The 26,701-nt window shown below is 72.8% G+C and carries 26 protein-coding genes and 1 pseudogene; 12 read left to right on the plus strand and 15 right to left on the minus strand.

Annotated features, from left to right (window positions below; translation table 11 throughout):
• Nucleotides 1-35 precede the first annotated feature (35 nt).
• On the plus strand, nucleotides 36-1,043 hold the full coding sequence (locus ACFO3J_RS33075; RefSeq protein ID WP_386437598.1) for a zinc-binding alcohol dehydrogenase family protein: 1,008 nt from the start codon (nucleotides 36-38) through the stop codon (nucleotides 1,041-1,043).
• A gap of 86 nt (nucleotides 1,044-1,129) precedes the next feature.
• Here ACFO3J_RS33075 and ACFO3J_RS33080 read toward each other — a convergent pair whose 3' ends face one another.
• Complete coding sequence (locus ACFO3J_RS33080) at nucleotides 1,130-1,942, minus strand: AraC family transcriptional regulator (RefSeq protein WP_386437701.1); 813 nt, start codon at nucleotides 1,940-1,942, stop codon at nucleotides 1,130-1,132.
• A gap of 211 nt (nucleotides 1,943-2,153) precedes the next feature.
• Here ACFO3J_RS33080 and ACFO3J_RS33085 point away from each other — a divergent pair, with 211 nt between their 5' ends.
• Nucleotides 2,154-2,930: an alpha/beta fold hydrolase gene (locus ACFO3J_RS33085; RefSeq protein ID WP_386437601.1), complete on the plus strand. Its 777-nt coding sequence runs from the start codon at nucleotides 2,154-2,156 to the stop codon at nucleotides 2,928-2,930.
• Here ACFO3J_RS33085 and ACFO3J_RS33090 read toward each other — a convergent pair.
• Complete coding sequence (locus tag ACFO3J_RS33090) at nucleotides 2,870-4,036, minus strand: L-dopachrome tautomerase-related protein (RefSeq protein WP_386437604.1); 1,167 nt, start codon at nucleotides 4,034-4,036, stop codon at nucleotides 2,870-2,872. The genes ACFO3J_RS33085 and ACFO3J_RS33090 overlap by 61 nt on opposite strands.
• Before the next feature lie 172 nt (nucleotides 4,037-4,208).
• Between ACFO3J_RS33090 and ACFO3J_RS33095 the strand changes: the two genes are divergently transcribed.
• On the plus strand, nucleotides 4,209-4,790 hold the full coding sequence (locus ACFO3J_RS33095; RefSeq protein WP_386437607.1) for a DUF421 domain-containing protein: 582 nt from the start codon (nucleotides 4,209-4,211) through the stop codon (nucleotides 4,788-4,790).
• A 50-nt stretch (nucleotides 4,791-4,840) separates the two neighbouring features.
• Here ACFO3J_RS33095 and ACFO3J_RS33100 read toward each other — a convergent pair.
• Nucleotides 4,841-5,603, minus strand: a pseudogene (locus tag ACFO3J_RS33100) (SDR family oxidoreductase).
• Between the two features lie 271 nt (nucleotides 5,604-5,874).
• On the opposite strand from ACFO3J_RS33100, the gene ACFO3J_RS33105 reads away from it, so the two are divergent.
• The gene (locus ACFO3J_RS33105) at nucleotides 5,875-6,702 is read left to right on the plus strand and encodes a helix-turn-helix transcriptional regulator (protein ID WP_386437610.1); all 828 of its coding nucleotides are present in this window, start codon (nucleotides 5,875-5,877) and stop codon (nucleotides 6,700-6,702) included.
• A gap of 61 nt (nucleotides 6,703-6,763) precedes the next feature.
• Nucleotides 6,764-7,066 carry a hypothetical protein gene (locus ACFO3J_RS33110; protein WP_386437613.1) on the plus strand — a complete coding sequence of 101 codons (303 nt, stop codon included), beginning with the start codon at nucleotides 6,764-6,766 and terminating at the stop codon, nucleotides 7,064-7,066.
• Between the two features lie 133 nt (nucleotides 7,067-7,199).
• On the opposite strand, the gene ACFO3J_RS33115 is transcribed toward ACFO3J_RS33110, so the two are convergent.
• A complete protein-coding gene (locus ACFO3J_RS33115) occupies nucleotides 7,200-8,630 on the minus strand; it encodes a dihydrolipoyl dehydrogenase family protein (RefSeq protein ID WP_386437615.1) in 1,431 nt (476 codons plus the stop codon).
• 222 nt (nucleotides 8,631-8,852) lie between these two features.
• Here ACFO3J_RS33115 and ACFO3J_RS33120 point away from each other — a divergent pair, with 222 nt between their 5' ends.
• Both ACFO3J_RS33120 and lnt read left to right on the plus strand, forming a co-directional pair.
• Nucleotides 8,853-9,449, plus strand: a complete 597-nt coding sequence (locus tag ACFO3J_RS33120; protein WP_386437617.1) for a histidine phosphatase family protein — start codon at nucleotides 8,853-8,855, stop codon at nucleotides 9,447-9,449.
• Nucleotides 9,450-9,737: 288 nt separating this feature from the next.
• Nucleotides 9,738-11,282, plus strand: coding sequence for an apolipoprotein N-acyltransferase (gene lnt, locus ACFO3J_RS33125; protein WP_386437620.1), 1,545 nt, complete (start codon nucleotides 9,738-9,740; stop codon nucleotides 11,280-11,282).
• A gap of 30 nt (nucleotides 11,283-11,312) precedes the next feature.
• Here the strand turns inward: lnt and ACFO3J_RS33130 are convergent, their stop codons facing one another.
• A complete protein-coding gene (locus ACFO3J_RS33130) occupies nucleotides 11,313-12,203 on the minus strand; it encodes a Gfo/Idh/MocA family protein (RefSeq protein WP_386437704.1) in 891 nt (296 codons plus the stop codon).
• Nucleotides 12,204-12,389: 186 nt separating this feature from the next.
• On the opposite strand from ACFO3J_RS33130, the gene ACFO3J_RS33135 reads away from it, so the two are divergent.
• Entirely contained in the window at nucleotides 12,390-12,806 is a 417-nt protein-coding gene (locus ACFO3J_RS33135) for a hypothetical protein (RefSeq protein WP_386437623.1), read from the plus strand.
• Here the strand turns inward: ACFO3J_RS33135 and ung are convergent.
• The 5 genes from ung to ACFO3J_RS33160 form a co-directional block, all read right to left on the minus strand.
• Nucleotides 12,803-13,489: a uracil-DNA glycosylase gene (gene ung / locus ACFO3J_RS33140; protein WP_386437626.1), complete on the minus strand. Its 687-nt coding sequence runs from the start codon at nucleotides 13,487-13,489 to the stop codon at nucleotides 12,803-12,805. The genes ACFO3J_RS33135 and ung overlap by 4 nt on opposite strands.
• 142 nt (nucleotides 13,490-13,631) lie before the next feature.
• Complete coding sequence (locus tag ACFO3J_RS33145; protein WP_386437629.1) at nucleotides 13,632-14,390, minus strand: SDR family oxidoreductase; 759 nt, start codon at nucleotides 14,388-14,390, stop codon at nucleotides 13,632-13,634.
• Nucleotides 14,391-14,412: 22 nt separating this feature from the next.
• Nucleotides 14,413-15,174: a 3-oxoacyl-ACP reductase FabG gene (gene fabG, locus ACFO3J_RS33150; protein ID WP_386437632.1), complete on the minus strand. Its 762-nt coding sequence runs from the start codon at nucleotides 15,172-15,174 to the stop codon at nucleotides 14,413-14,415.
• Between the two features lie 231 nt (nucleotides 15,175-15,405).
• A complete protein-coding gene (locus tag ACFO3J_RS33155; RefSeq protein WP_386437635.1) occupies nucleotides 15,406-15,789 on the minus strand; it encodes a DUF3037 domain-containing protein in 384 nt (127 codons plus the stop codon).
• A complete protein-coding gene (locus tag ACFO3J_RS33160) occupies nucleotides 15,786-16,604 on the minus strand; it encodes a HipA family kinase (RefSeq protein ID WP_386437638.1) in 819 nt (272 codons plus the stop codon). The genes ACFO3J_RS33155 and ACFO3J_RS33160 overlap by 4 nt, the downstream gene beginning before the upstream one ends.
• Before the next feature lie 32 nt (nucleotides 16,605-16,636).
• On the opposite strand from ACFO3J_RS33160, the gene ACFO3J_RS33165 reads away from it, so the two are divergent.
• Nucleotides 16,637-18,787 (plus strand): S9 family peptidase, encoded by a 2,151-nt coding sequence (locus tag ACFO3J_RS33165; RefSeq protein WP_386437707.1) that lies wholly within the window; start codon nucleotides 16,637-16,639, stop codon nucleotides 18,785-18,787.
• Between the two features lie 73 nt (nucleotides 18,788-18,860).
• On the plus strand, nucleotides 18,861-19,352 hold the full coding sequence (locus tag ACFO3J_RS33170) for a Rieske (2Fe-2S) protein (RefSeq protein WP_386437641.1): 492 nt from the start codon (nucleotides 18,861-18,863) through the stop codon (nucleotides 19,350-19,352).
• A gap of 40 nt (nucleotides 19,353-19,392) precedes the next feature.
• On the opposite strand, the gene ACFO3J_RS33175 is transcribed toward ACFO3J_RS33170, so the two are convergent.
• A complete protein-coding gene (locus ACFO3J_RS33175) occupies nucleotides 19,393-20,298 on the minus strand; it encodes a LysR family transcriptional regulator (protein ID WP_386437644.1) in 906 nt (301 codons plus the stop codon).
• Between the two features lie 72 nt (nucleotides 20,299-20,370).
• Between ACFO3J_RS33175 and ACFO3J_RS33180 the strand changes: the two genes are divergently transcribed.
• The gene (locus ACFO3J_RS33180; protein ID WP_386437647.1) at nucleotides 20,371-21,417 is read left to right on the plus strand and encodes a DMT family transporter; all 1,047 of its coding nucleotides are present in this window, start codon (nucleotides 20,371-20,373) and stop codon (nucleotides 21,415-21,417) included.
• Between the two features lie 13 nt (nucleotides 21,418-21,430).
• Here the strand turns inward: ACFO3J_RS33180 and ACFO3J_RS33185 are convergent, their stop codons facing one another.
• Nucleotides 21,431-22,759 carry an aminotransferase class I/II-fold pyridoxal phosphate-dependent enzyme gene (locus tag ACFO3J_RS33185; RefSeq protein WP_386437650.1) on the minus strand — a complete coding sequence of 443 codons (1,329 nt, stop codon included), beginning with the start codon at nucleotides 22,757-22,759 and terminating at the stop codon, nucleotides 21,431-21,433.
• A gap of 35 nt (nucleotides 22,760-22,794) precedes the next feature.
• Here ACFO3J_RS33185 and ACFO3J_RS33190 point away from each other — a divergent pair, with 35 nt between their 5' ends.
• The gene (locus ACFO3J_RS33190; protein ID WP_386437653.1) at nucleotides 22,795-23,523 is read left to right on the plus strand and encodes a pyridoxamine 5'-phosphate oxidase family protein; all 729 of its coding nucleotides are present in this window, start codon (nucleotides 22,795-22,797) and stop codon (nucleotides 23,521-23,523) included.
• Here the strand turns inward: ACFO3J_RS33190 and ACFO3J_RS33195 are convergent.
• The 3 genes from ACFO3J_RS33195 to ACFO3J_RS33205 form a co-directional block, all read right to left on the minus strand.
• Nucleotides 23,487-24,542, minus strand: coding sequence for a DMT family transporter (locus ACFO3J_RS33195; RefSeq protein ID WP_386437656.1), 1,056 nt, complete (start codon nucleotides 24,540-24,542; stop codon nucleotides 23,487-23,489). The two genes, ACFO3J_RS33190 and ACFO3J_RS33195, sit on opposite strands and share 37 nt — an antisense overlap.
• A 173-nt stretch (nucleotides 24,543-24,715) precedes the next feature.
• Nucleotides 24,716-25,714, minus strand: coding sequence for an EamA family transporter (locus tag ACFO3J_RS33200; RefSeq protein WP_386437659.1), 999 nt, complete (start codon nucleotides 25,712-25,714; stop codon nucleotides 24,716-24,718).
• 151 nt (nucleotides 25,715-25,865) lie between these two features.
• Nucleotides 25,866-26,555: a pyridoxine/pyridoxamine 5'-phosphate oxidase gene (locus tag ACFO3J_RS33205; protein ID WP_386437662.1), complete on the minus strand. Its 690-nt coding sequence runs from the start codon at nucleotides 26,553-26,555 to the stop codon at nucleotides 25,866-25,868.
• Nucleotides 26,556-26,701 lie beyond the last annotated feature (146 nt).

Consider the following 26,701-nt stretch of genomic DNA (forward strand, 5'->3'; position numbering starts at 1 on the left):
GAGGACCTCGCAGCACAGCGCGGAAGGAGAGCTCCATGGCCGACCGGACGATGGAGGCAGTCGGTGCGTATCGGGCACTCCCGGTGGAGGACCCGGAGAGCCTCCAGGACGTCGTGGTGCCCGTTCCACAGCTGCGCCCGCGCGACGTGCTCGTCCGCGTGGAGGCGGTGTCGGTGAACCCGGCGGACGTCGAGATGAGGGCCGAACTGCGGGACTCCGCGGAGCCCCGAGTCCTCGGCTACGACGCGTCCGGGGTGGTCGAAGCCGTCGGCGCCGATGTGAGCACGCTCGCCGTCGGCGACGAGGTCTGGTACGCGGGCGACATCACCCGGGCCGGCAGCAACGCCGAGTTGCAGGCCGTCGACGAGCGCATCGTGGCGCCCAAACCGGCGTCGCTCTCCCACGCCGACGCCGCCGCGCTTCCGCTCACCACGATCACCGCCTGGGAGTCCCTCTTCGACCACTTCCGGCTCACCGCGCAGTCGCGGGGAACACTGCTGGTGATGGGCGCCGCCGGGGGCGTCGGGTCGATCATGATCCAGCTGGCCAAGGAGCTCACCGGGCTCCGTGTGCTGGCCTCGGCCGGCCGCCCCGAGTCGGCGGCCTGGGTCCGCGAACTCGGCGCCGACGGGGTCGTCGACCACCACGACCTGGTCGCGACCACGCGGCGGGAGGCGGCGGACGGCGTCGACTACATCTTCAGCCCGCACTCGCGCGGCAACATCGACGCCTACGCGACCCTGCTGCGGCCCTTCGGCCACATCACGGCCATCGACGAGGTGAAAGGCCTCGACCTGCTCCCGCTGAAGTCCAAGAGCATCGCCTGGCACTGGGAACTGATGTTCACCCGCCCCATGCTGGAGACCCCCGACATGGACGCCCAGAAGAAGCTCCTCACCGCTGTCGCTTCGCTCGTCGAGGACAAGCGGCTGCGCACCACGGCGACCACCGTCATCGACGACTTCAGCGGCGCCGGGCTGCGCGAGGCGCACCGCCAGGTGGAATCCGGGCACACCGTCGGCAAGGTCGTCGTCACACGCTGAGGACGGGCCGACGTCGGCGCCGCACGACCCGGCTGCGGGCTTCCTGCGGCAAAACCGCTGGGCGGGAGCGTCGACGGGGCCGGGCGTCACCCGCCCGCTGTCGGGTCGTCCTCCGCCTGGGCCCCTGGGGGGCGGGACGCCTGGGCGGTGGTCCGGCGACCGGTCCGGTAGCGGCCCGGAGTCGTTCCGATGATCTCGCTGAAGGCGGCGATGAAGCTGCTGGGGTTGGCCCATCCGCAGGCGGTGGCGGTGCGGATGGTGTCGTGTCCGTCGGCAAGGAGCACGAGCGCGTGGTGGACGCGCAGCTGTGTGCGCCACTCGTAGAAGGTCATGCCGAGTTCGTCGCGGAACAGCCGGCTGAGGGTGCGGGTGCTGGCTCCGATCGTCCTGCCGAGTTCGGCCAGCGTGGCGTTGTCCGCCGGGGTCTCGTAGAGCATCCGGGCGATGGCCCGCAGCCGGTCGTCCCGCGGCTCGGGCAGGTGCAGCGGCTGTTCGTGCGCTTCGCGGAGTTCGTCGACGAGGACGCGAAGCAGGCGGGAGCGCGCTGCGCGGCCGTAGCCGGGCGCGGCGTCGTCGTAGTTGCGGGGACCGGTCAGGGCGAGCAGGACCTCGCGGGCGAGGCCGGAGGCGAGGAACACGGCGGGACGGTCCGGGACGAGCCGGGCGAGGGACGGCGTGAGGAAGACGATCCGCATATCGGTGTCCCCGTGGGCGCGGTGGTAGTGCGTGAACCCGGCGGGGGTCCAGGCGGCCCGGTTGGCGGGCACGATCGAGGTGCCGCGCTCGGTGTGGACCGCCAGGACACCGCTGGCCGCGTACACCAGGTGTCCCCGCGGGTGGGACTGCGCCGCGCTTGTCCCGCCGGACGGCCACAGGTGGCGCCCGCCGGCGGGCCACATGTGGGACGTCGGGCCGGCGGCCGGGCGGGGTTGGCGGCGAACGGGCATCGGTTGGCATCCTACCGGTGGCGGGCCACGCCCTGATCCGGTGAGACTGCTCCATGCGAAGCGGTCCCGGTCGCGCCTGGCGCCGACCCGACCGCAGGTCGTCGAGGCAGCGTGCCTCGACGCCGCGGCCCGGCAGGCCGCGGCTGGAAAGAAGGGGAAACGCATGGCGACGTTCGTCCTTGTGCCCGGCGCCTGGAAGGGCTCCTGGGCCTACGAGGCGGTGGTCCCGCTGCTGGAGCGTGCGGGTCACACCGTTCACGCGCTGACCCTGACCGGTCTGCGGCCGGACGACGGCAGTGCGGCGGTCGCGACCGCCAACCTCGACACCCACGCCGACGACGTACTGCGGCACCTCGATCGCAACCGGATCACCGGCGCGACGCTGGTCGGTCACAGCTACGCCGGGATGGTGATCGCCGCCGCCGCGGACCGCGCCGACGGCCGGATCTCACGGCTGGTGCATCTCGACGCCTACGTACCGGGCGACGGCGAGTCGTGCTGGTCGTCGACGAACGAGCACTTCCGGAAAGTGTTCGCCGCCGGCGCCGCCGCCACCGGCTACGCCGTCCGGCCACCGGAGGGCGGCGATCCCCGCCGCCGTCCCCATCCCCTCGCGTCGTTCCTGCAGACGGTCCGGCTCACCGGCGCGCACGCCCGGGTCCCCCGCAAGGAGTTCGTCTACTGCTCGGGCTGGGAGGACCGGACGCCGTTCGCCGGACTCCGTGCCCGGCTCCTGGCCGATCCCGAGTGGCAGGTCCACGACCTGCCGACCGGCCACGACGCGATGCACGAGGCCCCGGAGGCGGTCGCCGCACTCCTGATCGGCGATCGTGGCCGTGTCGTGGAGCCCGGGCCTGTCGACACCGTCCGAGTGCCTGTTCAGCGGGCGGCGGTCAGCCGGACCGGGGATGCGCCGACGTCCACGCGGACGATCATGTAAGGCGGGATGCGGGCGTCGACCCCGTTGTTGAACAGGGGTGTTCGGGGCAGCTGGTTCACGCTCACATAGAGGAAGCCGTTGCTCGCCAGGGCCAGGGTGTCCGGCCACAGCAGCTTCGGAGCGTGCAGAAGCGTGGACCACGTACCGTCCGGATCCCTTTTGAGTACCGCGCTGTGCTCATAGGCGGTGGCGTACACCGCGCCGTCGGCATCCGACTCCAGGCCGTCCGACGAGCCTTTGTCGCCGAGGTCGGTGATCGTGGCCGCGACCTGCCGGTCGTCCAGCGACCGGTCGATCAGGGCGCTGGTCTCCACGCTGTACAGCCGCCTGCCGGACAGCGGGCAGTAATAGAGAAGGGCGCCGTCCGAACTGATGGCGATACCGTCCGCGCCGACTTCGTAGTGCTCACGGACGACGCCTTGAACGATCGCGCGGAACCCCTTCGTCGCCCTGGTGGAGTCATGGCCCCGCAGCCGGCTCCAGCTCTCCCCGGTGCCGAGGTCCACCACCACGATCGCCCCTTCGGGCTGGGAATCGGTGAGATAGGCGTATCCACCGGATCCCCGCGAGAAATCGAAGCGCACGTCGTTGAGATAGGTCGTTGAATTGAGCGCGTCCGCTTCGAGCCGCACCACCCGGACGACCTGGTCGGTCGCCGGGTCGACCTCGACCAGCTTCGGCCCGCCCTGCACCCACGGCGCGAAGGCGTGGCTTCCCGTGTCCAGCAGCCACACATGTCCCGCCGGATCGGTGATCACACTCTGCACCGAGACGAGATTGTCGCCGGCGGCGCCGCCGCCCCACTTGTTGATCTCGGGATTCGGATAAGCCACCGCCCTTCCGTCGACCACCTCGGCGACGGTATAGGGAACATCGTCACCCCAGCGGGGGAAGGATACGAAGACACGTTCTTCGTCGGTCACGGTCACGCCGGTGGGCATGAGGTCGTCGAAGCGGGCGACCACCTCGTAGTCCGGGGCCACCCAACTTCCCAGCGGAGAGGAGTCGGCCGAGGGAGAAACGGATTTGGACGGCATGGATTTCCCCTTTGCGTATGCGGCGGCGGTGTCATTGTCGCGCCCGGCACTCCGGCCGACCTTCGACACGCCGGTCGCGGTTCACCGGCCGTCCCAGCAGATCCGCGGCCCCATTGCCCCATGGGAGGACAACCCGAATAGGTGCAGTGTGTCGTGGCCCCCCTCTCGCGTCATCGGAAAGAATCGACTCCCATCTGTCCGCGGCGGCCGGTCGACCGATGACCATGGAGAGGTGGTCGGAATGTGGCACGACATCTTCGCACTACCTGTCTCAGTCGCCGAGAAGGTCGTCAGGACACTCCTGGTCTACATTCTCATCCTGGCCCTTTTCCGACTCACCGGAAAACGCGGCCTGGCCAGCCTCAACGCATTCGATTTCGTGGTCATTTTCCTCCTGTCCAATGTCGTCCAGAACGCCGTCATCGGCAATGACACCAGCTTCACGGGCGGCGCGATCGGCGCCGTCACCCTGGTGGCCGTGAACTCCGTGCTGAACCGCTGGCTGGCCGTTGACAAGCGAGCCGCCCACATCATCGAAGGAACACCGACGACGGTCATCGAGGACGGCAAGGCGGTGCCGAGCGCCATGAGACGCCTGGGCCTGCGTCCCGACGAGCTCTCGGACGCCGTGCGCAAACAGACGGGCACGGAAATCAGCAGCGTCTCGCACTCCCGGCTCGAACCCGACGGCCGATTGATCGTGGTGCTGCGGTACGAGGAGACCAATGCGAATCGGGCGGACATCGTGACCCTGGAAAGGCACCTCGCCAAGATCGAAGGCCTGCTGCACTCCCGTCACGATCGGGACGAGAAGGAGGGATGAGGAGACGGCCCGGTGACCGGGTACGAGTCACGCCCGGGGCCGCCCCGGCATCAGCCCTGCGCGGTGGGGCGCACGATCAGCTCATTGACGTCCACCTGGCGCGGCTGGCCGATGGCGAAGGCGACGGCGTCAGCGATGGCCGAGGCCGGAATGGCCAGCTGCTCGGTCGCGGCACGGGCGGCGGCCTGCGCCTGCGCGGCGCCGCCGCGGTCGGCCAGTTCACTGTGTGAATCCCGGGCTGACAACGGTGACCCGGATGTCCCGGCTCTCCTGTCGGAGTCCCTCGGAGAGCGCGGACACGGCGAATTTGGTGGCGCTGTAGACCGCGGCGGTCGGGTCCACCCGATGCCCGGACACCGAGGACACATTGACGATGTGCCCGTCCCCCTGCTCCCGCATCCGCGGCAGTACCGCCGCGATGCCGTAGAGCACGCCCCGCACATTGACATCGATCATCCGCTCCCATTCGTCGATGCGCAGATCGGCGATCGCCGACAGCTGCATCACTCCGGCGTTGTTGACCATCACATCGATCCGGCCGAACTCCTCGATACCGGCGGCGGCGAAGGCACGCATGGATTCAAGGCTGGTCACATCCAGTTCGCGGAAGGCAATTCGCTCCCCCTTCGCGCGCAATTCATCGGTGAGCGCGGCCAGGCGTCCGGTGCGGCGGGCGCCGACGAGTACACGGTGGCCGAGTCCTGCCAGGCGACGGGCCACGGCCTCACCGATGCCGCTGCTGGCACCGGTGACGAGGACGGTCTTCGATTCAGCCGATTCAGCCGATTCGGCCGGTGCGGTCGACGTGGTCATGAGCTCTCCTTCGGTGGATACGGCGGTTGTCCGCCGCTCATCCGAGTGCAACGCACCGGGACGGATCCGGGAAGGCAGCCCGAACCTGGGTGTGCGGCACCCAGGCCCGCACGGCCTTCTTCGCCGCCGGGCAACGGCACACACTGAAAAGGTCGGAATCGCGCCTGGCCGCCGTTGCGGCGCGCCGGAGAGGAGAGACGTGGTGGTCACACGCTTGACGGTCCCGATCACACGATTCGAGGAAAGCGCGGGCGCCGCTAGCATCAATGGCATGACGGGACGCGGCAACGAACTCGGGGGGTTTCTGCGCGCGAGCCGCGCGCGGATCGAGCCGGGTGACGCCGGACTCGCCGGAGGTGTCTCGGGCCGTCGCGTCCGCGGGCTTCGGCGGGAAGAGGTCGCCGTGCTCGCCGGGGTCAGCGCGGACTACTACGCACGGCTTGAGCAGGGACGCGAGAGGAATCCCTCGGCGCAGGTGATCGACGCCATCGGGCGCGCGCTCCGCCTGCCGGCCGACGCGCGCGAGCATCTGTACCGGCTCGCGGGACTGAACCCGCGGTCCGGGCCGGACAGCCGCCGCGATCTGGTCCACCCCTCGCTCCTGCGCCTGCTGGAGACCTTTCCCGGCGCGGCGGCCTACGCGCTGGGGCCGGCCTTCGACGTGCTCGCGGCCAACCCGATCGCCAACGCGCTGCTGTCGCCGTTCGGCGACGAGCGGAACATGCCCCGCGTCCTGTTCACCCACCCCGAGGCGAAGACGGTCTTCACCGACTGGGAGCTGCTGCGGCGCAGCACCGTGTACGCGCTGCGGCTGAACGCCGGGCGGTTCCCCGACAACACCGGCATCACCGGCCTCGTCGCCGAACTCTCGGAGGTCTCGCCGGAATTCCGCGCGCTGTGGGACCAGAACAACGTCGGAAGCCTGACCCGGGCCTTCAAGGTCTTCGTCCACCCCGAGGTGGGACGCATCGAGCTGACCTACCAGACCTTCGAGGTGGTCGACGCTCCCGGGCAGCTGCTGCTCGTCGGCACTCCCGAGCCAGGAAGCCGCAGCGAGCAGGCGCTGACCTACCTGGCCTCCATGGCGGAGCCGGGCTGACCCTCCCCCCGGCGGCGCCCGGCCCCGCCCCGCTCACCCACCATCGGAAAGGCACCCGGCCATGGCCGAGATCCTCGAAGTGACCACGCTCCGACCCGCACCGGGCCTCGCGCCCGAGGACTTCGTCGCGGCGAACGCGGACATCAACGCGTACCTCAAACGGCAGCCCGGATTCCAGTGGCGCCGGATCGTCGTACGCGACGACGGCACCGTCCTGGACATCGTCGCCTACGACAGCATCGAGCACGCCCGCGCCGGGGCCGCCGGGATCACCGGTGAGATGGCGGACTCGCCCGTGCACGACGCGATCGACCACGGCACCGTCGACTGGCAGCTGACCACCGTGCTCCAGCACGTCGAGTGACCTTCCCCGCAGCGCGGTCGGAACGGCCCGCGGCGCCCGGGTCCCGGCCAAAGGCGGGCCCGGTGCGGACCTCCCGCTCCGGGCAGCGGGCCGGCACGGCCTCGCCCCGCCCCCGCGGACCCGCCGTATGCCCTCAGCCGCGGTACGTCTCCAGCAGCCGGAGCCAGACCTCGCTGATCGTCGGGAACGCGGGAACGGCGTGCCACAGCCGCTCCAGCGGAACCTCGGCCGTGACCGCGATCGTCGCCGAGTGGAGCAGTTCGGAGACGCCCGGGCCGACGAAGGTGACGCCGACCAGGTGGCCGCGGTCGAGGTCCACCACCATCCGGGCCTTGCCGCGGTAGCCCTCGCCGTACAGATACGCGCCCGCGACCGAGCCGATCTCGTAGTCCACGACCTTGGTGCGGCGGCCCTCCCGCTGGGCCGCGGCGGCGGTCAGGCCGACCGAGGCGACCTCCGGATCGGTGAAGACGACCTGGGGGACCGCGACGGTGTCCGCGGTGGCGGCGTGCGCGCCCCACGGGTCGTCGTCCAGCGACTCGCCCGTGGCGCGGGCGCCGATCACCGACCCGGCGATCCGGGCCTGGTACTTGCCCTGGTGGGTCAGCAGTACCCGGTGGTTCACATCGCCGACCGCGTACAGCCAGCCGTCGGCCACGCCGGGCGCCCGCAGGGTGTCGTCCACGGTGATCCAGTCGCCCGGGGTCAGGCCCACGGTCTCCAGGCCGAGGTCGTCGGTGTGCGGGCGGCGGCCGGTGGCGAAGAGGATCTCGTCGGCGGTCAGCTCGCCGCCGTCGTCCAGGCCCACCCGCACCTGCCCGTCCTCGCGGATCGCCGACACCACGGACACCCCGAAGCGGACATCGGCCCCGGCCTCGCGCAGCCCGTCCGCCACCAGTTCACCGGCGAAGGGCTCCATCGTCGTCAGCAGGCCGCTGCCGCGCACCAGCACGGTGACCTGGGCACCGAGCCCCTGCCAGGCGGTGGCCATCTCGACGGCGACCACACCGCCGCCGACCACCACCAGCCGGCCGGGGACCTCCTTGGCGCTGGTGGCCTCCCGGCTGGTCCAGGGACGCACGTCGGCCAGGCCCGGCAGGTCGGGCAGCGCCGCGGTGGTGCCGGTGCAGACGGCGACGGCCAGCCGGGCGGTGAGCGTCACGCTGCCGCCGTCGGGGGTGGCCACCGTCACCGTACGCGGGCCGTCGAGCCGGCCGTGGCCGCGCACCACATCGACGTTCACGGAGTCCAGCCAGGCCACCTCGCCGTCGTCCTTCCAGTGCGAGGTGGCCTCGTCGCGGCGGGCCAGCACCAGGGGGGCGTCCAGCGGACCGGCCACCGCGTCGCTCAGGCCCGGCAGCCGGCGGGCGTCCGCCCGGGCCAGTACCGGCCGCAGCAGGGCCTTGCTGGGCGTGCACGCCCAGTACGAGCACTCGCCGCCGACCAGCTCGCGCTCCACGATCGCGGTGCTGAGCCCGGCGGCCCGGGTACGGTCGGCCACGTTCATTCCGACCGGGCCCGATCCGATGACCACCACGTCGTAGGTGCGGGGGGCGTCGTTCATACCGGCTCCTGTACTGCTGCTGGGTCATTGACGGACGGACGGACGGGTGTGTCGCGCGTCATCGTAACGACGGGGCCCGGCGGGAAGTCTCTGCCACGCCTTACCGTTGCCGTCACGTAAGGGAGTTGCCAACCGGCGGCCATCAGCTCCGGATGTTGCCACCGGATCGAGCACGTATGATCAAGATCGCGGCGCCGAGCGGCGCGACGGGAGGTGTGCTCGATGGGCGAGCTTGTTCTGATCCGGCACGGAGAGACCGAGTGGACCCGGTCCGGCCAGCACACCAGCTACACCGACCTCCCGCTCACCCCGCACGGCGAGGAGCAGGTGCGTACGCTCGCGCCGCTGCTGGGCTCGGAGCCCTTCACCAGCGTGCTCGTCAGCCCGATGCAAAGGGCCCGGCAGACCGCGAAGCTCGCCGGTCTCGACCGGATCCGTATCGACCCCGACCTGCGCGAGTGGGACTACGGCGGCTACGAGGGCATCACCACCCACGACATCCAGCGCACCCGGCCGGACTGGGACCTGTGGACCGACGGCGTCATCCCCGGCCCCGAGGGGCACCCCGGTGAGACGGCCGAGCAGGTCGGCGAGCGAGCCGACCGGGTGCTGGCCCTGGTGGACGCCGCCTTCCGGGACGACGGGGCGGGCGACATCCTGCTCGTCGCCCATGCCCACTTCCTCCGGGTGCTGACCGCCCGGCGGCTGGGCCTGCCGCCGACCGACGGCGCGCTCTTCCTGCTGGAGACCGGCACCATCAGCCGCCTCGGACTGGAACACGGACGGCATGTGCTGACCGCGTGGAACCGGATGCCCTGACCCTTTCCGAATCCGGCCCCTGCGTGGGTGCGGGCGTGGGCGCGGGGAATTCCTGGGAGCTGTGCGTCGCGGGGGGCGACGGCGGCTCCCTTTCCCGTGGTCGCGTCTGCCGGCGGGTCCGTACATGCGTGTCCCCGCGCGCACACGTGTACGCCCTGCCACCGGTCGCCGGACCCCGCCCGGGACGACACGCGGGACGGGCGGCATGGCGCGGGTGGCGAGGGGTAAGCCGGTGCCAGGACACTGGTCGCCCCGGCAGCGGCGCGGGGACTTCTGAGGGAGCGGCGTATGACGGTGACGGCCGAGCGACGCGGCGCGGTCCGGCTGTCGTCCCCCTGGCAGCGCGGCGCGGCCGCGGCGCTGGCGGGGGCACTGCCCGCGCTGGCCTTCCCCGCGCCGTCGCTGTGGTGGCTGGCCTACGCGGCCCTGGTGCCGTGGATGCTGCTGGCCCGCTCCGCGCCGACCGGCCGGCGGGCCGCCCTCGACGGCTGGCTGGGCGGCGCCGGGTTCATGCTCGCCGTCCATCACTGGCTGCTGCCGAGCCTGAATGTGTTCATCGTGGCACTCGCGCTGCTGCTGGGCGCGCTGTGGGCGCCCTGGGGCTGGGCGGTGCGCCGCCTGCTGGGCCCCGGCGCCCTTCCCGGGCAGGCCGCGGCGGCGACCGTACTGCTGCCGTCGGGCTGGCTGATGGTCGAGCTGGTGCGCTCCTGGCAGTATCTGGGCGGCCCGTGGGGGCTGCTGGGCGCCAGCCAGTGGCAGGTCCCGCCGGCGCTGCGGCTCGTCTCGGTGGGCGGGGTGTGGCTGGTCAGCTTTCTGGTGGTGCTGGTCAACACCTGCCTGGTGGCGCTGCTCGCCGTCCCGGCGGTACGACGGCCCGCGGTCACCGCGCTCACCGTCGCGGCGCTGGTGACCACCGCCGTATGGCTGTGGGCGCCGCGGGCGCGGCAGTCCGGCGCGGCGCGGATCGCGATCGTGCAGTCCGGTGTACTCCCGGCCGGCGAGAGCAGGTTCCAGCGCGAGATCCAGCTCACCCGGCAGCTGGCCGGCACCCATCCCGACCTGGTGGTCTGGGGCGAGAGCAGTGTCACGGTCGACCTGTCCGACCATCGAAGGACGGCCGACCGGCTGACCGCGCTGTCCCGCGAGGTGGGCGCGGACCTGCTGGTCAACGTGGACGCGGCCCGCGCCGACGGCACCGGTATCTCCAAGACCTCGGAGCTGGTCGGCCCGGACGGCGTGACCGGCCCGACCTACGACAAGATGCGGCTGGTGCCCTTCGGCGAGTACATCCCCTTGCGGTCGGTGCTCGGCTGGGCCACCTCGGTGGGCCGGGCGGCCGGCCAGGACCGCAGGCCCGGCACCCGGCAGGTGGTGATGGACACCGGATCGCTGCGCTTCGGGCCGCTGGTCTGCTTCGAGTCGGCGTTCCCCGACATGAGCCGCCATCTCACCGGTGACGGCGCCGAGTTGCTCATCGCGCAGTCGTCGACCTCGACCTTCCAGAACAGCTGGGCGCCGGCCCAGCACGCCTCGCTGGCCGCACTGCGCGCCGCCGAGGACGAACGGCCGATGGTGCACGCCACGCTCACCGGGATCAGCGCGGTGTACGACGCCGAAGGCCGTCCGGTCGGGCGGCGGATCGGGACCGGTTCGAGTACGTCGGTGGTGTACGAGGTGCCGCTGGCGACCGGCCGCAGCCTGTATGTGCGGTTCGGTGACTGGGTGCCCCGGCTGGCGCTGCTGATGGCGCTGGCGGCGGTCGCCTACGAGGCGCTGGGCCGGGTACGGCGACCGGCGCCGGCCCTGCCGAAGGCTGCCGGGCAGGCCGGCTGAGCCGTCGCGGGGCGCGGGGCCGGGCGGCCGTCAGCCGGTGATCTCGGTGACGATCCGCTCGCACAGCTCGTGGGTGCGCAGCGCGTCCCGGGCGTCCAGCAGCCGGCCGCCGCGTACCGCGTCGAGGAACGCCAGCGTGATCTGTTCCAGGCCGCGCTGCCGGGCCACCGGCACCCAGTCGCCGCGCCGCCGCACGGTCGGCTGGCCCTTGTGGTCCACGACCTCGGCGAGGTTGAGCACCTGGCGCCTGGAGTCGTCACCGCTGATGTCCAGGCTCTCCTCGGTGGAGCCGCTCGTCCGGTTCATCGAGCCGATCGCGGTGAAGCCGTCGCCGGACAACTGCAGGACGACATGGTGGAGCAGTCCGCCGCGCACCCGGGCCGAGATCCGCACCGACTCGACCTCGCCGGGCGCGAGGAAGCGCAAGGTGTCCACGACATGGATGAAGTCGTCGAAGACCACCGCGCGCGGCTCGCCGGCGAGGCCGATCCGGTTCTTCTGCAGGAAGATCAGGTCGCGCGGGTGCTCCAGGCACTGGGCGTAGCCGGGCGCGTAGCGGCGGTTGAAGCCGGCCATCAGGCTCACCCGGCGCTCCTCGGCGAACTCCACCAGGCGCCGGGCGCCCGCCAGGTCGTAGCCGAACGGCTTGTCCACGTAGGCCGGGACGCCGGCCTCGATGAGCCGGGTGCCGATCTCCTCGTGGAGTTCGGTGGGCGCGTGCACGAAGGCGGCGTCGAGACCCTGGTCGAGCAGGGCGTCCAGGGTGGTGTGCCGGTGCGGCAGCCGGTGGGCGTCGCCGATCCGCTCCAGCGTGGCCGGACTGCGGGTGTGCAGGTGCAGTTCGAGGCCGGGCTCGGCGGTGAGCACCGGGAGATACCCCTTCCGCGCGATGTCACCGAGTCCGATGACGCCGATCCTCAGGGGGGCGCTGCCCGGTGCCATGGGTGCTCCTGTCGTGTCCGTCCGTCGTCCGACACCGCAGCATACGGGCTGGTCAAGGGAGCTGTGCCGGCAGCTCCATACGGGTGCGGAACGAGTGTTCGACCAGCGAACCTTCACTCGTACGGGGAATACCGAGCCGGCCGGGGCTCCGGCAGAGTTGCCCGGGTGCGTCGATCCTCTCTCGCTCTGATCCTGCTGCTGACCGCCTGCGCCGCGACCGGGTGCACCAGCGTGTCCGCTCCCCCGGCCCCCGCGCCCGGTCCGGCGTCGTCCGCCGGTCCGCGTCCCGGTCAGGGCTCGGCCGAGCTCTCGGTGGTGCCGGGGCCGGCCCACGAGGTGCTCGGGACGACGGGTGTGACGCCGCCCGCCGCCCACCCGGTGTCACCGCGACCGCCGGTGCCCGAGGCGGGGCCCCGCCCCCACGCCCCGGCGCCCGCCGCGCCCCGACCGCGCCGCGGAGACGCCCCGCCGGCCGTCCCGGCGCCCAAGCGCACCTCGGTGTGCGATCTGGGCGAGGCCTACGGCGGCTGGGCTCCGGGCAGCGCGGCGGCGACCATCTGCCGTCGGCAGTACGGTGGTTAGGCGGTCGCCTTGAGGTCGGGGATACGCCAGTCGATCGGGTCGTGCCCCTGCTTCTTCACCGCTTCGTCCATCTGGCCGAAGGGCCGGCTGCCGAGGAAGAGCTTCGCCGACAGCGGGGACGGGTGCGCGCCCTGGATGACGGTGTGCCGGGCGGTGTCGATGAGCGGCAGCTTCTTCTTGGCGTAATTACCCCACAGCACGAACACCGCGGGGTCCGGCCGGTCCGAGACCGCCGAGATCACGGCGTCGGTGAACCGCTCCCAGCCCTTGCCCTTGTGCGAGTTGGCCTCGCCCTCGCGGACGGTGAGCACCGCGTTGAGCAGCAGCACGCCCTGCTCGGCCCATGGCATCAGATAGCCGTTGTCCGGCATCGGATAACCCAGCTCGTCCCGCAGCTCCTTGAAGATGTTCCGCAGGCTGGGCGGGGTCTTCACCCCGGGGCGGACCGAGAAGCACAGGCCGTGTCCCTGGCCCTCGCCGTGATAGGGGTCCTGGCCGAGGATCAGCACCTTCACCCGGTCGAACGGGGTCGCCTCCAGAGCCGCGAACACCTCGTCACGCGGCGGGAAGATCCGGTGTTCGCGCCGCTCGTCCTCGACGAAGTCGGTGAGCTGCTGGAAGTAGGGCTTGTCCAACTCCTCACCGAGCGCGGTCTCCCAGGAGTCGGGCAGCATGCTGGGCACGTCAGGAACCTCCGGTAAGCGATCCATTACTGCGCACGAACGTACCGCCCCCCACTGACAACGCGCTCCAGCGACGTGAAAACCCCAGGTGGCAGGCCGGTCGAGGCCGCCACCCGGGGTTGTCCCGCACCCCCGTGCGGAGTCAGGAACCGGCCCGCAGGAAGATCCCGCCGTCGATCACCAGATTCTGGCCGGTGATCCAGCCGGCCTGGTCGGAGAGCAGGAAGGCGGCGGCGCCGCCGATGTCCTCGGGCACGCCGAGCCGCTGGAGCGGATATCCGGCCGCAGTCTCCTCCTCGTGGCCTTCGTAGAGCGCGGCCGCGAATCTGGTCTTCACCACCGCGGGCGCGATGGAATTGACCCGCACCCCCGGCGCCATCTCGGCGGCGAGCTGCACGGTGAGGTTGATCATGGCCGCCTTGCTCATGCCGTAGGCGCCGATGAAGGGGGACGGGACCAGGCCGGCGATCGAGGCCATGTTGACGATCGCGCCGCCGTTCTCCTTCTGCCACGCCTTCCAGGTCCGCTGGGCGAAGCCGAGGGCGGAGAGCACATTGGTCTCGTAGAGCTTGCGGACCACCCCGAGGTCGATGTCGCTGAGCAGTCCGTAGACCGGGTTGGTGCCCGCGTTGTTGACGAGGTTGTCGATCCGGCCGAAGGCCTCCATCGTGCGCTCGACGGCGATCGCCTGGTGGGCCTCGTCATGGGCCTTGCCCGCCACGCCGACGGCCCGGTCGGGGCCGAGCTTCTCGACGGCCTCCTTGAGCGCCTCCTCGTTGCGTCCGGTGATGCAGACGCGGTCGCCGCGGGCGACGAGCGCCTGGGCTATGCCGAAGCCGATACCGCGGCTGGCGCCGGTGATCAGGGCCACACGGCCGCTGTCCGGGGGAAGCTGAGTCATGTCGATCCCGCCTTCACGCTTGTCAGTTGAGCGGACCGCCGGCCACGTACATGACCTGTCCGGAGATGAAGCCGGCGGCGTCGCCGGTGAAGAAGGCGATGGCGTTGGCGACGTCCTCGGGCCTGCCGACCCGCTGGACGGGGATCTGGGTTGCGGCGGCGGCCTGGAAGTCCTCGAAGCCCATGCCGACCCGGGCCGCGGTGGCCGCGGTCATGTCGGTGACGATGAAGCCGGGGGCGACCGCGTTGGCGGTGACGCCGAACTTGCCCAGCTCGATGGCCAGGGTCTTGGTGAAGCCCTGCAGACCGGCCTTGGCCGCCGCGTAGTTGGCCTGGCCGCGGTTGCCGAGGGCGGAGGACGAGGAGAGATTGACGATCCGGCCGAAACCGGCGTCCACCATGTGCTTCTGGACCCCGCGGCTCATCAGGAAGGCGCCGCGCAGATGGACGCCGAGCACGGTGTCCCAGTCGGTGGCGGTCATCTTGAACAGCAGATTGTCGCGGAGCACGCCGGCGTTGTTGACCAGGACGGTGGGCGCGCCCAGCTCCTGGACGACCTTGGCGACGGCGGCCTCGACCCGTTCCTCGTCCGCGACGTCGGCGCCGACCGCGATCGCCTTGCCGCCGGCCGCCGTGATGGTCTCCACGGTCTCCTTGCAGGCGTCCTCGTCGAGGTCGAGGACGGCGACGGCGCGGCCCTCGGCGGCCAGCCGTACCGCGGTGGCGGCGCCGATTCCGCGGGCGGCGCCGGTCACGATCGCGACGCGCTGCTCGGTGGTGGACATCTGTGTCTCCTCAGCCCGGTGTGGCGGGCGCTCGCCCATACGTCCACGCATGAGCGACCGCTTAGTAGGTCCGTAGCCGAAACCGTAGGAGGGCCGTGACCCAGTGTCAACGCCCACCACCGGCGATGTCGCCCGGGCCCCGGCTCGCGCCCGGCTGCCGCTCGTCCGTCCGCCCCGGCGACCGCCGGCCCCGGCAGGGGTCCGCCGCGGACCGCCGCCGGGCCGGAGCCCTCACCTGACCAGCAGTTCCAGCAGGCGGTCCGCCTCCTTGTCCGCGTCGGCGGTCAGCCCGGTGTGGATCGGGCCGGGCTGCACGATGGTGCTGCGCGGCGCGGTGAGCCAGCGGAAGCGGCGGCCCGGGTCGTCGCCGGCCGCCTGTCCGGCCCGCTCGCCGCCCGCGCAGATGCCCTGATAGCCGCGAAGCGCCGCCCGTACCCCCTCCACGTCGGCCTCCGCGTCCAGACAGCGCAGCCGGCCCTCGTCCAGGTGCACCCGGGCGCCGACATAGCTCTGCGCCCGGCAGTAGACCAGCACCCCCGCGTTGATCATCTCGCCGCGCTCGATCCGCGGCACCACGCGCACCAGCGCGTACTCGAAGACGTCGCGCCCGCTCATGTGGCGTTCTTCCCCTCGACCCACGGACGCAGCCACTCGGGCGGCGGCTGTTTCTCCTGCCGCAGCCCGGTGGTGATCCGCCGGTGGATGTCCAGCGCCCGGGCGCCCAGCAGTTCGCGGTAGGCCCGGCGTACATCGTCGGGCGTGTCGAAGCCCGGTTCGTCCAGCAGCCATTCGTCGGGCACCAGCGCGGTCACCTCGGTGAGCAGTTCATCGGTCACCTTCGCCGCCAACTCGGCTGCCACCGCGGCCGGTTCGGGAGAGAAGCGGGCCAGCGCGTGGTCGGAGGCGTCATACGGCTTGGCCGAAGCGGCCGCCGCCGACTTCCAGTTGTGGTGCCAGATCAGCGAGGCGCCGTGGTCGATCAGCCACACGTTACGGTGCCAGACCAGCATGTTAGGATTCCGCCAGGACCGGTCGACGTTGCCGATCAACGCGTCGAACCACACCACCCGGCTCGCCTCCAGGGGATCCACGCCGAAGACCAGCGGGTCGAACCCGAGGGCGCCCGGCAGGAAGTCCATCCCCAGGTTGAGCCCGCCGCTCGCCTTGAGCAGGTCCTGTATCTCCTCATCGGGCTCACCGAGCGCGATCACCGGGTCGAAGTCGAAGCGCACCAGTTCGGGCACCCGCAGCTCCAGCCGTCTGCCCAGCTCACCGGCGATCACCTCGGCGATCAGGGCCTTTCGGCCCTGCGCGGCGCCGGTGAACTTCACGACGTACGTGCCGTAGTCGTCCGCCTCGACCACTCCGGGCACCGAGCCGCCCTCACGCAGCGGCGTCACATAGCGGATGCCCGCCACTTCTCTCAACATCCCCCCAGGCTAGCCGGGTGGAGACTGCCCTTATGGACAAGATCACTCTTCCCCGCCAGCTCGCCCGCACCCAGCGCTTCACCCTCGGCCTCCCCCGCTCCTTCACCCTGCTCCCGGACGGCGGCGGCGCGCTGTTCCTGCGCACCCGCGGACCGGAGGACCGCACCAGCTGCCTGTGGCTCCGCGACGCCGCCGGTGAACGGCTGCTGGTGGACCCCGGAGAGCTGGCCGGCCCGGCGCGCGAGGTGCCCGCCGCCGAACTGATCCGCCGGGAGCGGGCCCGCGAGCGCTCCGGCGGCATCGTCGCCTACAGCACCGACACCGCGGTGCGGACGGTCGCCTTCGCCCTCGACGGCGCCCTGTGGGTGCTCGGCCTCGACGACGGCCGGGCGGCACGTCCGGCGGCCACCGCGGGCCCGGTGGTGGACCCGCGGATCGACCCGACCGGGCGCCGCGTCGCCTATGTCACCGAGGGCGCCCTGCACGTGCTGGAACTGGACGGCGCGGACCTCCGGCTGGCCGCGCCCGAGCACGCCGAGGTCAGCTACGGCCTGCCCGAACACGTGGCCGCCGAGGAGATGCACCGCCCGCGCGGCTACTGGTGGTCGCCGGACGGCGAGCGGCTGCTGGCCGCCCGGGTGGACGTCACCGGGGTACGGCGCTGGTGGATCGGCGACCCGGCGAACCCGGACCGGCCGCCGCGCGCCATCGCCTATCCGGCGGCGGGAACCCCCAACGCCGACGTCTCGCTGTGGGTCCTCGGCCTGGACGGCGCCCGCACCGGGATCGATTGGGACCGGACCGCGTACGAGTATCTGCCCAGCGCCGGCTGGGACGCCCACGGTCCGCTGCTGAGCGTGCAGAGCCGCGACCAGCGGACCGTACAAGTACTCGCCGCCGACCCCGGCTCCGGCGTCACCACGCCGCTGCACGAGCAGCGCGACCCGGCGTGGGTGGAGCTGATCCCGGGCACCCCGGCCAGGACCGCCTCGGGCGCGCTGGTGCACGCCGCGGACGAGGGCGACACCAGGCATCTGACGGTGGGCGGCGAGCCGGTCACCCCGGCCGGCCTGCAGCTGCGGGAAGTGCTCTCGGTGGACGGGGAGTCGGTGCTGTTCGTGGCGAGCGACGAGCCGACCGAGGAGCACCTGTGGTCGTACGACCCGGTACGCGGCACCGAGCGGCTCAGCTCGGCGCCCGGCCTGCACACCGGGGCCCGGGCGGGCGGCTCGCTGCTGCTCGCGTCGAGCCTGGACGGGGGCCACGAGTTCCGGCTGTTCACCGGCCCCGAGGGGACCGGACCCGCCGGACCCACCGGACCCGCCGCCGTCGCGCCGGCGCTCCTCGCCGGCGCCCGTACCCTGCCGATCGCCTCGCTGGCCGCCGATCCGGTGATCACCCCGCGGATCACCCGGTTGCGGGCCGGCGAGCTGGACCTGCGCACGGTGCTGCTGCTGCCCTCCTGGTACGCGCCGGGCGGCGACCCGCTGCCGGTGCTGCTCGCGCCGTACGGCGGCCCGGCGGGGCAATTGGTGACCCGGGGCCGCGGCTGGGCGATGGCCGAGGCGCAGTGGTTCGCCGACGAGGGCTTCGCGGTGGTGATCGCGGACGGCCGCGGCACGCCGGGGCGCGGCCCCCGTTGGGAGAAGACGGTGCGCGGCGACACGCTGAGCGCGCCGATCGAGGACCAGGTGACGGCCCTGCGCGCGGCGGCCGGGCACTGCCCGGATCTGGACCTGGGACGGGTCGCGATCCGGGGCTGGTCCTACGGCGGCACGCTGGCCGTCGCTGCGGTGCTGCGCCGCCCCGACGTCTTCCACGCCGCGATCTCCGGGGCCGGGCCGAGCGACCAGCGACTGTACGACACCCACTGGCGCGAACGCTTCCTGGGCCACCCCGACGACGAACCCGAGGCCTACGACCGCAGCTCGCCGATCACCGGGGCCGCGTCGCTGAGCCGGCCGCTGCTGCTGGTGCACGGCCTGGCCGACGACAATGTGGTGGCGGCCCACACCCTGCGGCTGTCGGCGGCGCTGCTGGCCGCTCAGCGGCCGCACGAGGTACTGCCGCTGTCGAACACCACCCACTCGCCGACCGACGAGGCGGTGGTGGAGGGGCTGCTGCGCCACCAGCTCAACTTTCTCCGCGTGTCGCTGAACGTTCCGCCGCGATCAGCCGTATGAACGGGCACGCGTGAAAGCACGCTGCCGGGCGGCGCGGCGCCGACCGGTCTCATCAGCGGACAGGATGCAGCTCATGCCCGAAACCTCCGGATTCCCCGTCTCCCCCACCCGTCGCGGTGTCGTCGCAGCGGCCGGCGGCGTGGGACTGGCCGCCGTGCTGACCGCCTGCGGTTCCGGCTCGGACTCGGACTCGGCCTCGAAGGCCCCCTCCTCGGACACCGGGGACTCCGGCTCGGGCTCGCCCGCGACGTCGGCGCCGGCCGCGGGTGGGGGCGGGGGCACCCCGCTCGCCAAGACCTCGGAGATCCCGGTCGGCGGCGGCAAGGTCTTCGCCGACCAGAAGGTGGTCGTCACCCAGCCGACCACCGGGCAGTTCAAGGGCTTCTCGGCGATCTGCACGCACATGGGGTGCACGGTCGCCAGCGTGTCGGACGGCACCATCAACTGCCCCTGCCACGGCAGCAAGTTCCATGTGGCCGACGGCAGCGTGGCCAACGGCCCGGCCACCTCGCCGCTGCCGGCCAAGCAGGTCACCGTGTCCGGCGACGAGGTGACGATGGCCTGAGCGCCCGGTCCGCGGAGCGCCCCCGGACGCGGCCGGCCGGTCAGACCCGGGGCTGACCGGCCGACCGCCGCAAGGCCTCGACCGCGACGCGGATGGCGGGGCGGCGGTCCGCGTCCTCCCGCCAGACCGCGTACACATGGCGGCGCATGGTGTGCCGCACCGGGGCGATGCGTACCCCTTCCGGCATCGGGTCGCGGCCGAGCCTGGGCATCACCGCCACCCCGAGACCGGCGGCGACCAGCGCGAGCACGGTGGCGTGCTCCTCGGCGTGGTGCGAGATCCGCGGTTCGACGCCCTTGCCGCGCAGGGTGAAGAGCAGCCATTCGTGGCAGAAGCCGCCGTCCGGCCAGGTGATCCAGTCCTCGTCGGCCAGTTCGTCCAGCTCGATCCACGGGCGGCTCTCCAGACGGTGCCCGGCCGGCAGCGCCACGTCCACGATGTCGTCCAGCAGCGGCGCCTTGGCCAGACCGGCCGGCAGCGACAGCGGCTTGTTGTACCAGTCGAGGACCACGGCCAGATCGATGTCCCCGCGGGCGAGGCGGGCCAGCGACTCTTTGGGTTCCAGCTCGTGCACGACCGGGCGCAGGCCCGGATGCCCGGCGCGCAGCGCGCCCAGCGCGGCCGGGAACAGGCCGCGCACGGCGGTGGGGAAGGCGGCGGCCCGCAGTTCGCCGACGGCCGCGCCGCGGTGCGCCTCCAGGTCGGCGTGCGCCAGCTCGACCAGGGACAGTATCCGGCCGGCGTGACCGCACAGCAGCCGGCCGGCGTCGGTGAGCCGTACCCCGCGTCCGTTCTTGGCGAGCAGGGTCTGAGCGGTCTCCCGCTCCAGCTTGGCCATCTGCTGCGAGACGGCGGAGGTGGTGACGCCCAGCACGTCGGCGGCGGCGCTCACCGAACCGTAGGTCTCGATCGCGTGCAGGATGCGAAGGCGTTCCAGGCTCAACATGTAAGCAATGCTACGTCGTCCGCTCACGAGAACTCGCTTGTTCTACCAGGTCGAGGCGGCCATCGTAGGGGCATGAGCGCACCCGCCGAGAGCCGCCCGCAGAGCCCGCCCGCCGTCCCGATCGCCGCCCCGACCGCTCCCGTCACCGCGGCAGCCCCGGCCGCCGGCGCCCCGGAGCCCGGCGTCGCTTCCCCGCCCGTCCCGGTGGTGCGCCGCCTGCTCGACTGGCGGGTGCGCTTCGCGGTGCTGGGCCTGGTGTGGGGTTTCAGCTTTCTGTTCATGAAGGTCGGCAACGAGGCGTTCGCACCGCTCCAGGTCACGCTGGGCCGGATGGTGTTCGGGACCGCGGTGCTGGCCGTCGCGGTCGCGGCGAAGCGGGAGCGGCTGCCGCGCGGCCGGCGCACCTACGCGCATCTGTTCGTGGCGGCCTTCCTGCTCAACTCGCTGCCGTTCTCGCTCTTCGCCACCGCCGAGCGGACGATCCCGTCGATGCTGGCCGGGATGTGCAACGCGGCGACACCGCTGTTCTCGATGCTGATCTCGTTCGTCGCGCTGTCCGAGGACCGGCCGTCCCGGCAGCGGCTCGCCGGGGTCGGCCTCGGCTTCGCCGGGGTGCTGACCGTGCTGGGGGCCTGGCAGGGCTTCTCGGGCCAGGATCCCAAGGGCACGGTGATGGCTTTGACGGCGGCGATCAGCTACGCGCTCGGCTGGGCCTATGTGCGGCGCACCCTGGCGCACGCCGACGGCTCCCACCTGTCCTTGTCGGCCACGCAGTTGATGCTGGGCACGGTGCAACTGCTGTTGATCACACCCCTGTTCACCGCGCTGCCGCACGCGTATCCGGCGAAGTCGGTGCTCTCGGTGCTGGCCCTCGGCGCGCTGGGGACCGGGGTCGCCTTCCTGATCCAGTACGGCCTGGTCGCCGAGAAGGGGCCGACCATCGGCTCGATGGTCACCTATCTGATACCGATCGTGGCCACCACGGCCGGTGTCGTCCTGCTCCACGAGTCGCTGAGCTGGAACGAACCGGTGGGCGCGGCGGTGATCCTGATCGGCGCCGCACTGACCCAGCTGCGCCCGAGGGCGGCCCGCCGGGCGGGGCAGGCCGGGGCCCGGTAGGGGCGAGGAGCGGTCAGTTGGAGCGGCCGGTCGCGGCCAGGCGCAGGACGGCCGCCACCGCGTCGGCGAGGGGCTCGATGTCGGCGGCGGCGAGCGGGGACACGGTGATCCGCACGCCCGGGGCGGACCGCACCCGGAAGCGGGCGCCGGGCGCGACCGCCCAGCCGCGCTGGAGCAGTCCGGCCACCGCGCCGGTCTCGTCGGGGACCGGGACCCAGAGGTTCATCCCGCTGCGGCCGCGGGCGAGGACGCCGCGATCGCCGAGCGCCCGGAGCAGAGCCTCGCGCCGCTCCCCGTAGGCACGGGCGGTGGCGGCCGGGTCCACCGCGCCGGCCTGCCACAGGTGCACGACGGCCCGTTGCAGCAGCTGGCTGACCCAGCCCGCGCCGAGCCGGTGCCGCCCGCCCACCCGGTCGAGGGTCACCGCGTCGCCCGTGCAGAGCGCGAGCCGCAGATCCGGGCCGTACGCCTTGGCCGTGGAACGCACCAGCGCCCAGTGGTCGGTGACGCCGGACAGGCAGTGCAGGGGCAGGTCGACCAGGCCGTGCACATGGTCGTCGTCGATGACCAGGACGTGACGGTGGGCGGCCAGCAGCGCCCGCAGCTCGGCCGCGCGGGAGGCGGACAGCGCCGCCCCGGTGGGGTTCTGGCCCCGGTCGGTGACGATCAGGGCGCGTACGCCGGCTCGCAGCGCGCGGGCCACCTCGGCGGCGAGCGGACCGTCGTCGTCCACGGCGACCGGGACCGCGCGCAGCCCCATCGCCGGCACGAGGTCCAGCAGGCCGCTCCAGCCCGGGTCTTCGACGGCCACGGCGTCGCCGGGCCGCAGGTGGGCGGCGAGCACCCGCTCGATGGCGTCCAGGGAGCCGGAGGTGAGGCCGATCGGGCCGTCGGGCACACCGTCCGCGTCGAGGCCGGCCCGCGCCAGCCGGAGCAGCTCGGCGTCGACCGGCGGCCCGCCGTAGAGCACCGGGACCTGCGCGTGGTGTGCGGCGGCGGCGAGGGCGGCGGTCAGCGAGGGCAGCAGCGCGGGGTCGGGGTTGCCGGTGGACAGGTCGCGTACGCCGGGCGGCACGTCGATCCGGATCTCGTCGCGCGGGGCGGTGGCCGGCCGGGAACGGACCCGGCTGCCGCGCCGGCCGGCCGTCTCGATCACCCCGCGGTCGCGCAGCAAACGATAGGCGGCGGCCACGGTGTTGGGGTTGACGTCGAGTTCGGCGGCGAGTTCGCGCAGCGGCGGCAGGGCGGCACCGGGGTGGAGCGCGCCGGAGCCCACCGCGCCCTCGATGTCGGCCGCGATCGTCGATGCGCGGCTGCCGGTGATTCGATACTCTCCTAGCACAAAAAACAGTATGCACTAGTGCAAAGGATCGCGCCATGGCCTCCGTCCCGCCCGCCTCCTCGCCCTCGCCTTCGCCCGCCCCGGTCACCGCGGCCGAACCCCCGCCCGGCTATCCGGTCACCGACCGGGTCACCCCCACCCGGCTGCGCGAACGGGCGTCGTACGACCGGGAGTCGGTGCACGCCATCCTGGACGAGGGCTATGTGTGCCATCTCGGCTTCGTCCGGGACGGCGCCCCCGTGGTGCTGCCCACGCTGTACGCCCGGCACGGCGAGCGGCTGTACGTCCACGGCTCGACCGGTTCGCGGCCGTTGCGCGGCGCCGGCGCCGGGCTGCCGGTCTGTCTGACCGTCACCCATCTCGACGGCCTGGTGCTGGCCAGGTCCGCCTTCCACCACTCGCTCAACTACCGCTCGGTGGTGGTGCACGGCGTCGCCCACCAGGTCACCGACGCCCAGGAGCGGGCGCTGGCGCTGGACGCGATCGTGGAGCAGGCGGTGCCGGGCCGGGCGGCGGACTCCCGCCCGCCCAACGCCAGGGAACTGGCCGCCACCACCGTGATCCGGCTCGACCTGGACGAGGTCTCCGCCAAGATCCGCACCGGCGGTCCCAACGACGAGCCGGAGGACATCGGCCTTCCGTACTGGACCGGTGTGGTCCCGGTGGGCCGGGTCTACGGGACGCCGATCCCGGCCGACGACCTCGACCCGGCGATACCGCTGCCGGCCTATCTCCCCCCGGCCGGCCCCCGCGGCGCCGTCTGAGCGCGCGCCCGGTCCGCCCGCCCGGTCCGCGCTTCCTCCCAGGCGAGCGCGGACACCGCGGTCAGCAGGATCACGGTGCCGAACAGGGTGGCCGCGGTGAGGTGTTCGCCCAGCAGCGCGACCGCGATCACCGCGGCGGAGACCGGTTCGATCAGGGCGATCGCCGACACCGTCGCCGACCGCAGTACCGCGGCGCCGGCGAAGTACAGCGCGTAGGCCAGTGCGGTCGGCACCGAGGCGAGGTAGCCGAGCAGCAGCAGAGTGCGGCCGAGGTCCGCCGAGGCAGGCCACAGTCCTTCGCCGAGCGCCGCGGGCAGCAGCAGCACGGCGCAGACGGCGAAGGACCGCAGCGAGGTGTCGAGCGGGTCGGCCGCCGCGCCGTTCAGGCCGAACCACCGGGTCAGCAGGGTGATCGCGCCGTATCCCGCCGCCGACAGCAGTGCGAGGGCGACACCGGCGGGCCGTACCGCGCCGCCGTCACCGCCCAGCACCAGCACCCCCATCCCGGCGAGCGCGCCCGCCACCGCCGACGCACCGCCCCGGCCGAGGCGTTCCCCCATCAGCAGCCGGGCGGCCAGCGCGATCAGCACCGGCCCCGAGCCGAGCGTGACGACCGTGGCGACCGCCAGCCCGGTGGCCTTGACGGCCCCGAAATAGGCGGCCTGGAACAGCGTCAGGCCCGCTCCGGTGACCAGGACGCGGACGGCGGCGCTCCCCCGCCGCTCCTTCCGGCCTCCGGCGGACGGCGTCGCGGCAGCACGCGCCCCACCCGCCGCCATGGCGGCGGAAGTCCGGCGGTCACGCGCGAAGCGCACGGCGAGCAGCAGGACGAAGCCGCCCGCCGCCCGCCAGAAGGTGAGGGCCAGCGGTCCGAGGCCGCTGCCGTCGTAGAGCAGCGCCGCCGCGGCGCCCGCCGTCCCCCAGGCGGTGGCGGCGAAGAGGACGCAGAGCAGTGCGCGGCCGGTCGACAGCCCGGTGGAAGCCGGGGAGCGGACAGGCTGGACACGCGTCAGTGACATGGGAGTTCTCCCGCGTGAGAGGTGAGGGCCGAGTGGTCACCTTCTGCGGGCAGCACCCACCACCGGGTCGGCCAGCGCGAATCGGCGCCGGCCTCCGGACGGGTTCTTGAGCGGTCGCGCCGCCCGCGTCAGCGGGCGGGAGGCGGAAGAACGGTGGAGTGCACAGACGGACCTTATCCCTCGGTACGGACAGCCGTCCGGGGGACGGCCCCCTCGGTGTGTTCCGCCGCGGTCGCCGTGATCGCACCGGGCGGCGGGTCCCCGGCGGACTTCCGCGCGGCCTGGGCGGTGAACGCCCCGGCCAGGACGAGGGCGCCGCCCACCAGTTGGGCGGCGCCGAGGTGTTCGTCCAGCAGGAACCACGCCAGCACGGTGCCGACGACCGCCTCGATACAGGCGACGACCCCGGCGATCTGCGGGCTGAGCCGCCGTATCGCGATCACACCCGACAGATAGGCGAGGACGGTCGCCACCAGTACGATCCAGCCGAGCAGCAAGGCGGCGGGAATGTCGCGGTCACCGAGCGCGGCCCGGTGGGCCAGGGCGGAGAAGCCGATCTCCCAGGGCCGGGCGAACACGGTGAGCAGCGCGGCGCCGATCAGGAACCCGTAGCCGATGACGGCCACCGGGTCGGGCGCGCCGTCCCGTCCGGCGCCCCGGTCGGCGAGGACGAAATACGAGACCTGGCAGCAGGCCGCGCCGAACGCGCAGAGCAGCCCGACGGCGTCGAAGGCGAGCCCGGACCAGATCTCCACCACGCAGGCCATCCCCGCCACCGCCAGCACCACGCCGATGACGGCGGCGCGGCTGACCGGACGGCGCTGCACGAAGCGCACCCAGCCCAGCAGCATGGCCGGCCCGAGGTATTCGACCAGGATCGCGACGCCCACCGGAATGCGGGAGATCGCCACGAAGTACAGCCCCTGGCAGCCCGCCACCCCCAGCACCCCGAAGCCGAGCAGCAGTCCGGGCCGCGCCCGGGGCAGCGTACGGTCGCGCAGGGCCAGGGGCAGCAGGATGAGGGCGGCGCCGGCCACCCGCATCCACACCACCTGCAGCGGATCGAATCCCGCCTCGATCAGCGGCTTGGCCGCCACCCCGGAACCGCCGAACGCGCAGGCGGACACCAGGGCCAGGCCCAGCCCTCCGCGTCTGCCACCGGTCGCGTGCATCCGGACATGATGTCAGCTCGCGACAGGACCGTCATCCCGGTAGCGGCTGACATCGACTCCCACGCCCCGCAGCGCCCGGCTCGCCCGGCGGCCGGGATCGGCGCTGGGCGCGTCAGCAGCTCCGTGCCGTTCCGCCCGCCGCGCGGATGCGTCATGGCCACAGCAGGCCGCGGGTCCAGCCGGCGCCGGTCCGCTCGTAGCCCAGCCGCAGGTGGAAGCGGGCCGGGTCGGCCTGCCAGAACTCGGCCCGCTCGGCCCGCAGCCGGTACAGCGTGTGGGTGCCGGGGACGCGCTCGGGTTCGTCGGCCACCTGGCGCCGCGCTGTCCGCTGGGCTCGTTCGAATTCCTCGGGTCCGCTCAGCGGCGCGCTCATCACCCCGGTGAAGGCGGCGGTCCGCGAGGTCGCGCCGCGGCCGAGGAAGTCCTGCCGGGTGGGCTCCTCACCGAGTACGTCCACGGGTCCCGCCATCCGGATCTGCCGGCCGTGCGCGGGCCAGTACCAGCTGAGCGCCGCCCGCGGATTGGCGGCCAGATCATGGCCCTTGGGGCTGCGGGAGTCGGAGGTGAAGCGGAAGGCGCAGTCGGCGGTGTCGATGCCGCGCAGCATCAGCACGCGGGCGCCCGGCACGCCGTCGGCGCCGGCCGTGCTGAGCGTCATGACCCCGGGTTCGGGTACCCCGTCTGCCAGCGCCAGCTCCAGCCACTCGGCGAAGAGCGGCCCGGGGGCGTCCGGCGCCTCGTCGGGGTCGAACCGCGGCAGCGGCCCGGCCAGGACGGGCGCGGCCCGCAGCCGGGCCAGCAGCGCCTCGTCGTCCACCGGATCCGTAACGCCGCCGCCCATACCGTCCTCCTGTCCCGCGCCGACCGTGCAGAGGTCCATCAGACAGCACGGACCGGGTCGCGGACGGGAGAACCCGCCCGCGACCCGGCCGCGGACCGCCGGATCGACCGACAGCCGGATCAGCCGGACCAGCCGCACCGGATCAG

This window comes from Streptomyces polygonati, from assembly GCF_042650325.1.
GTDB lineage: Bacteria > Actinomycetota > Actinomycetes > Streptomycetales > Streptomycetaceae > Actinacidiphila > Actinacidiphila polygonati.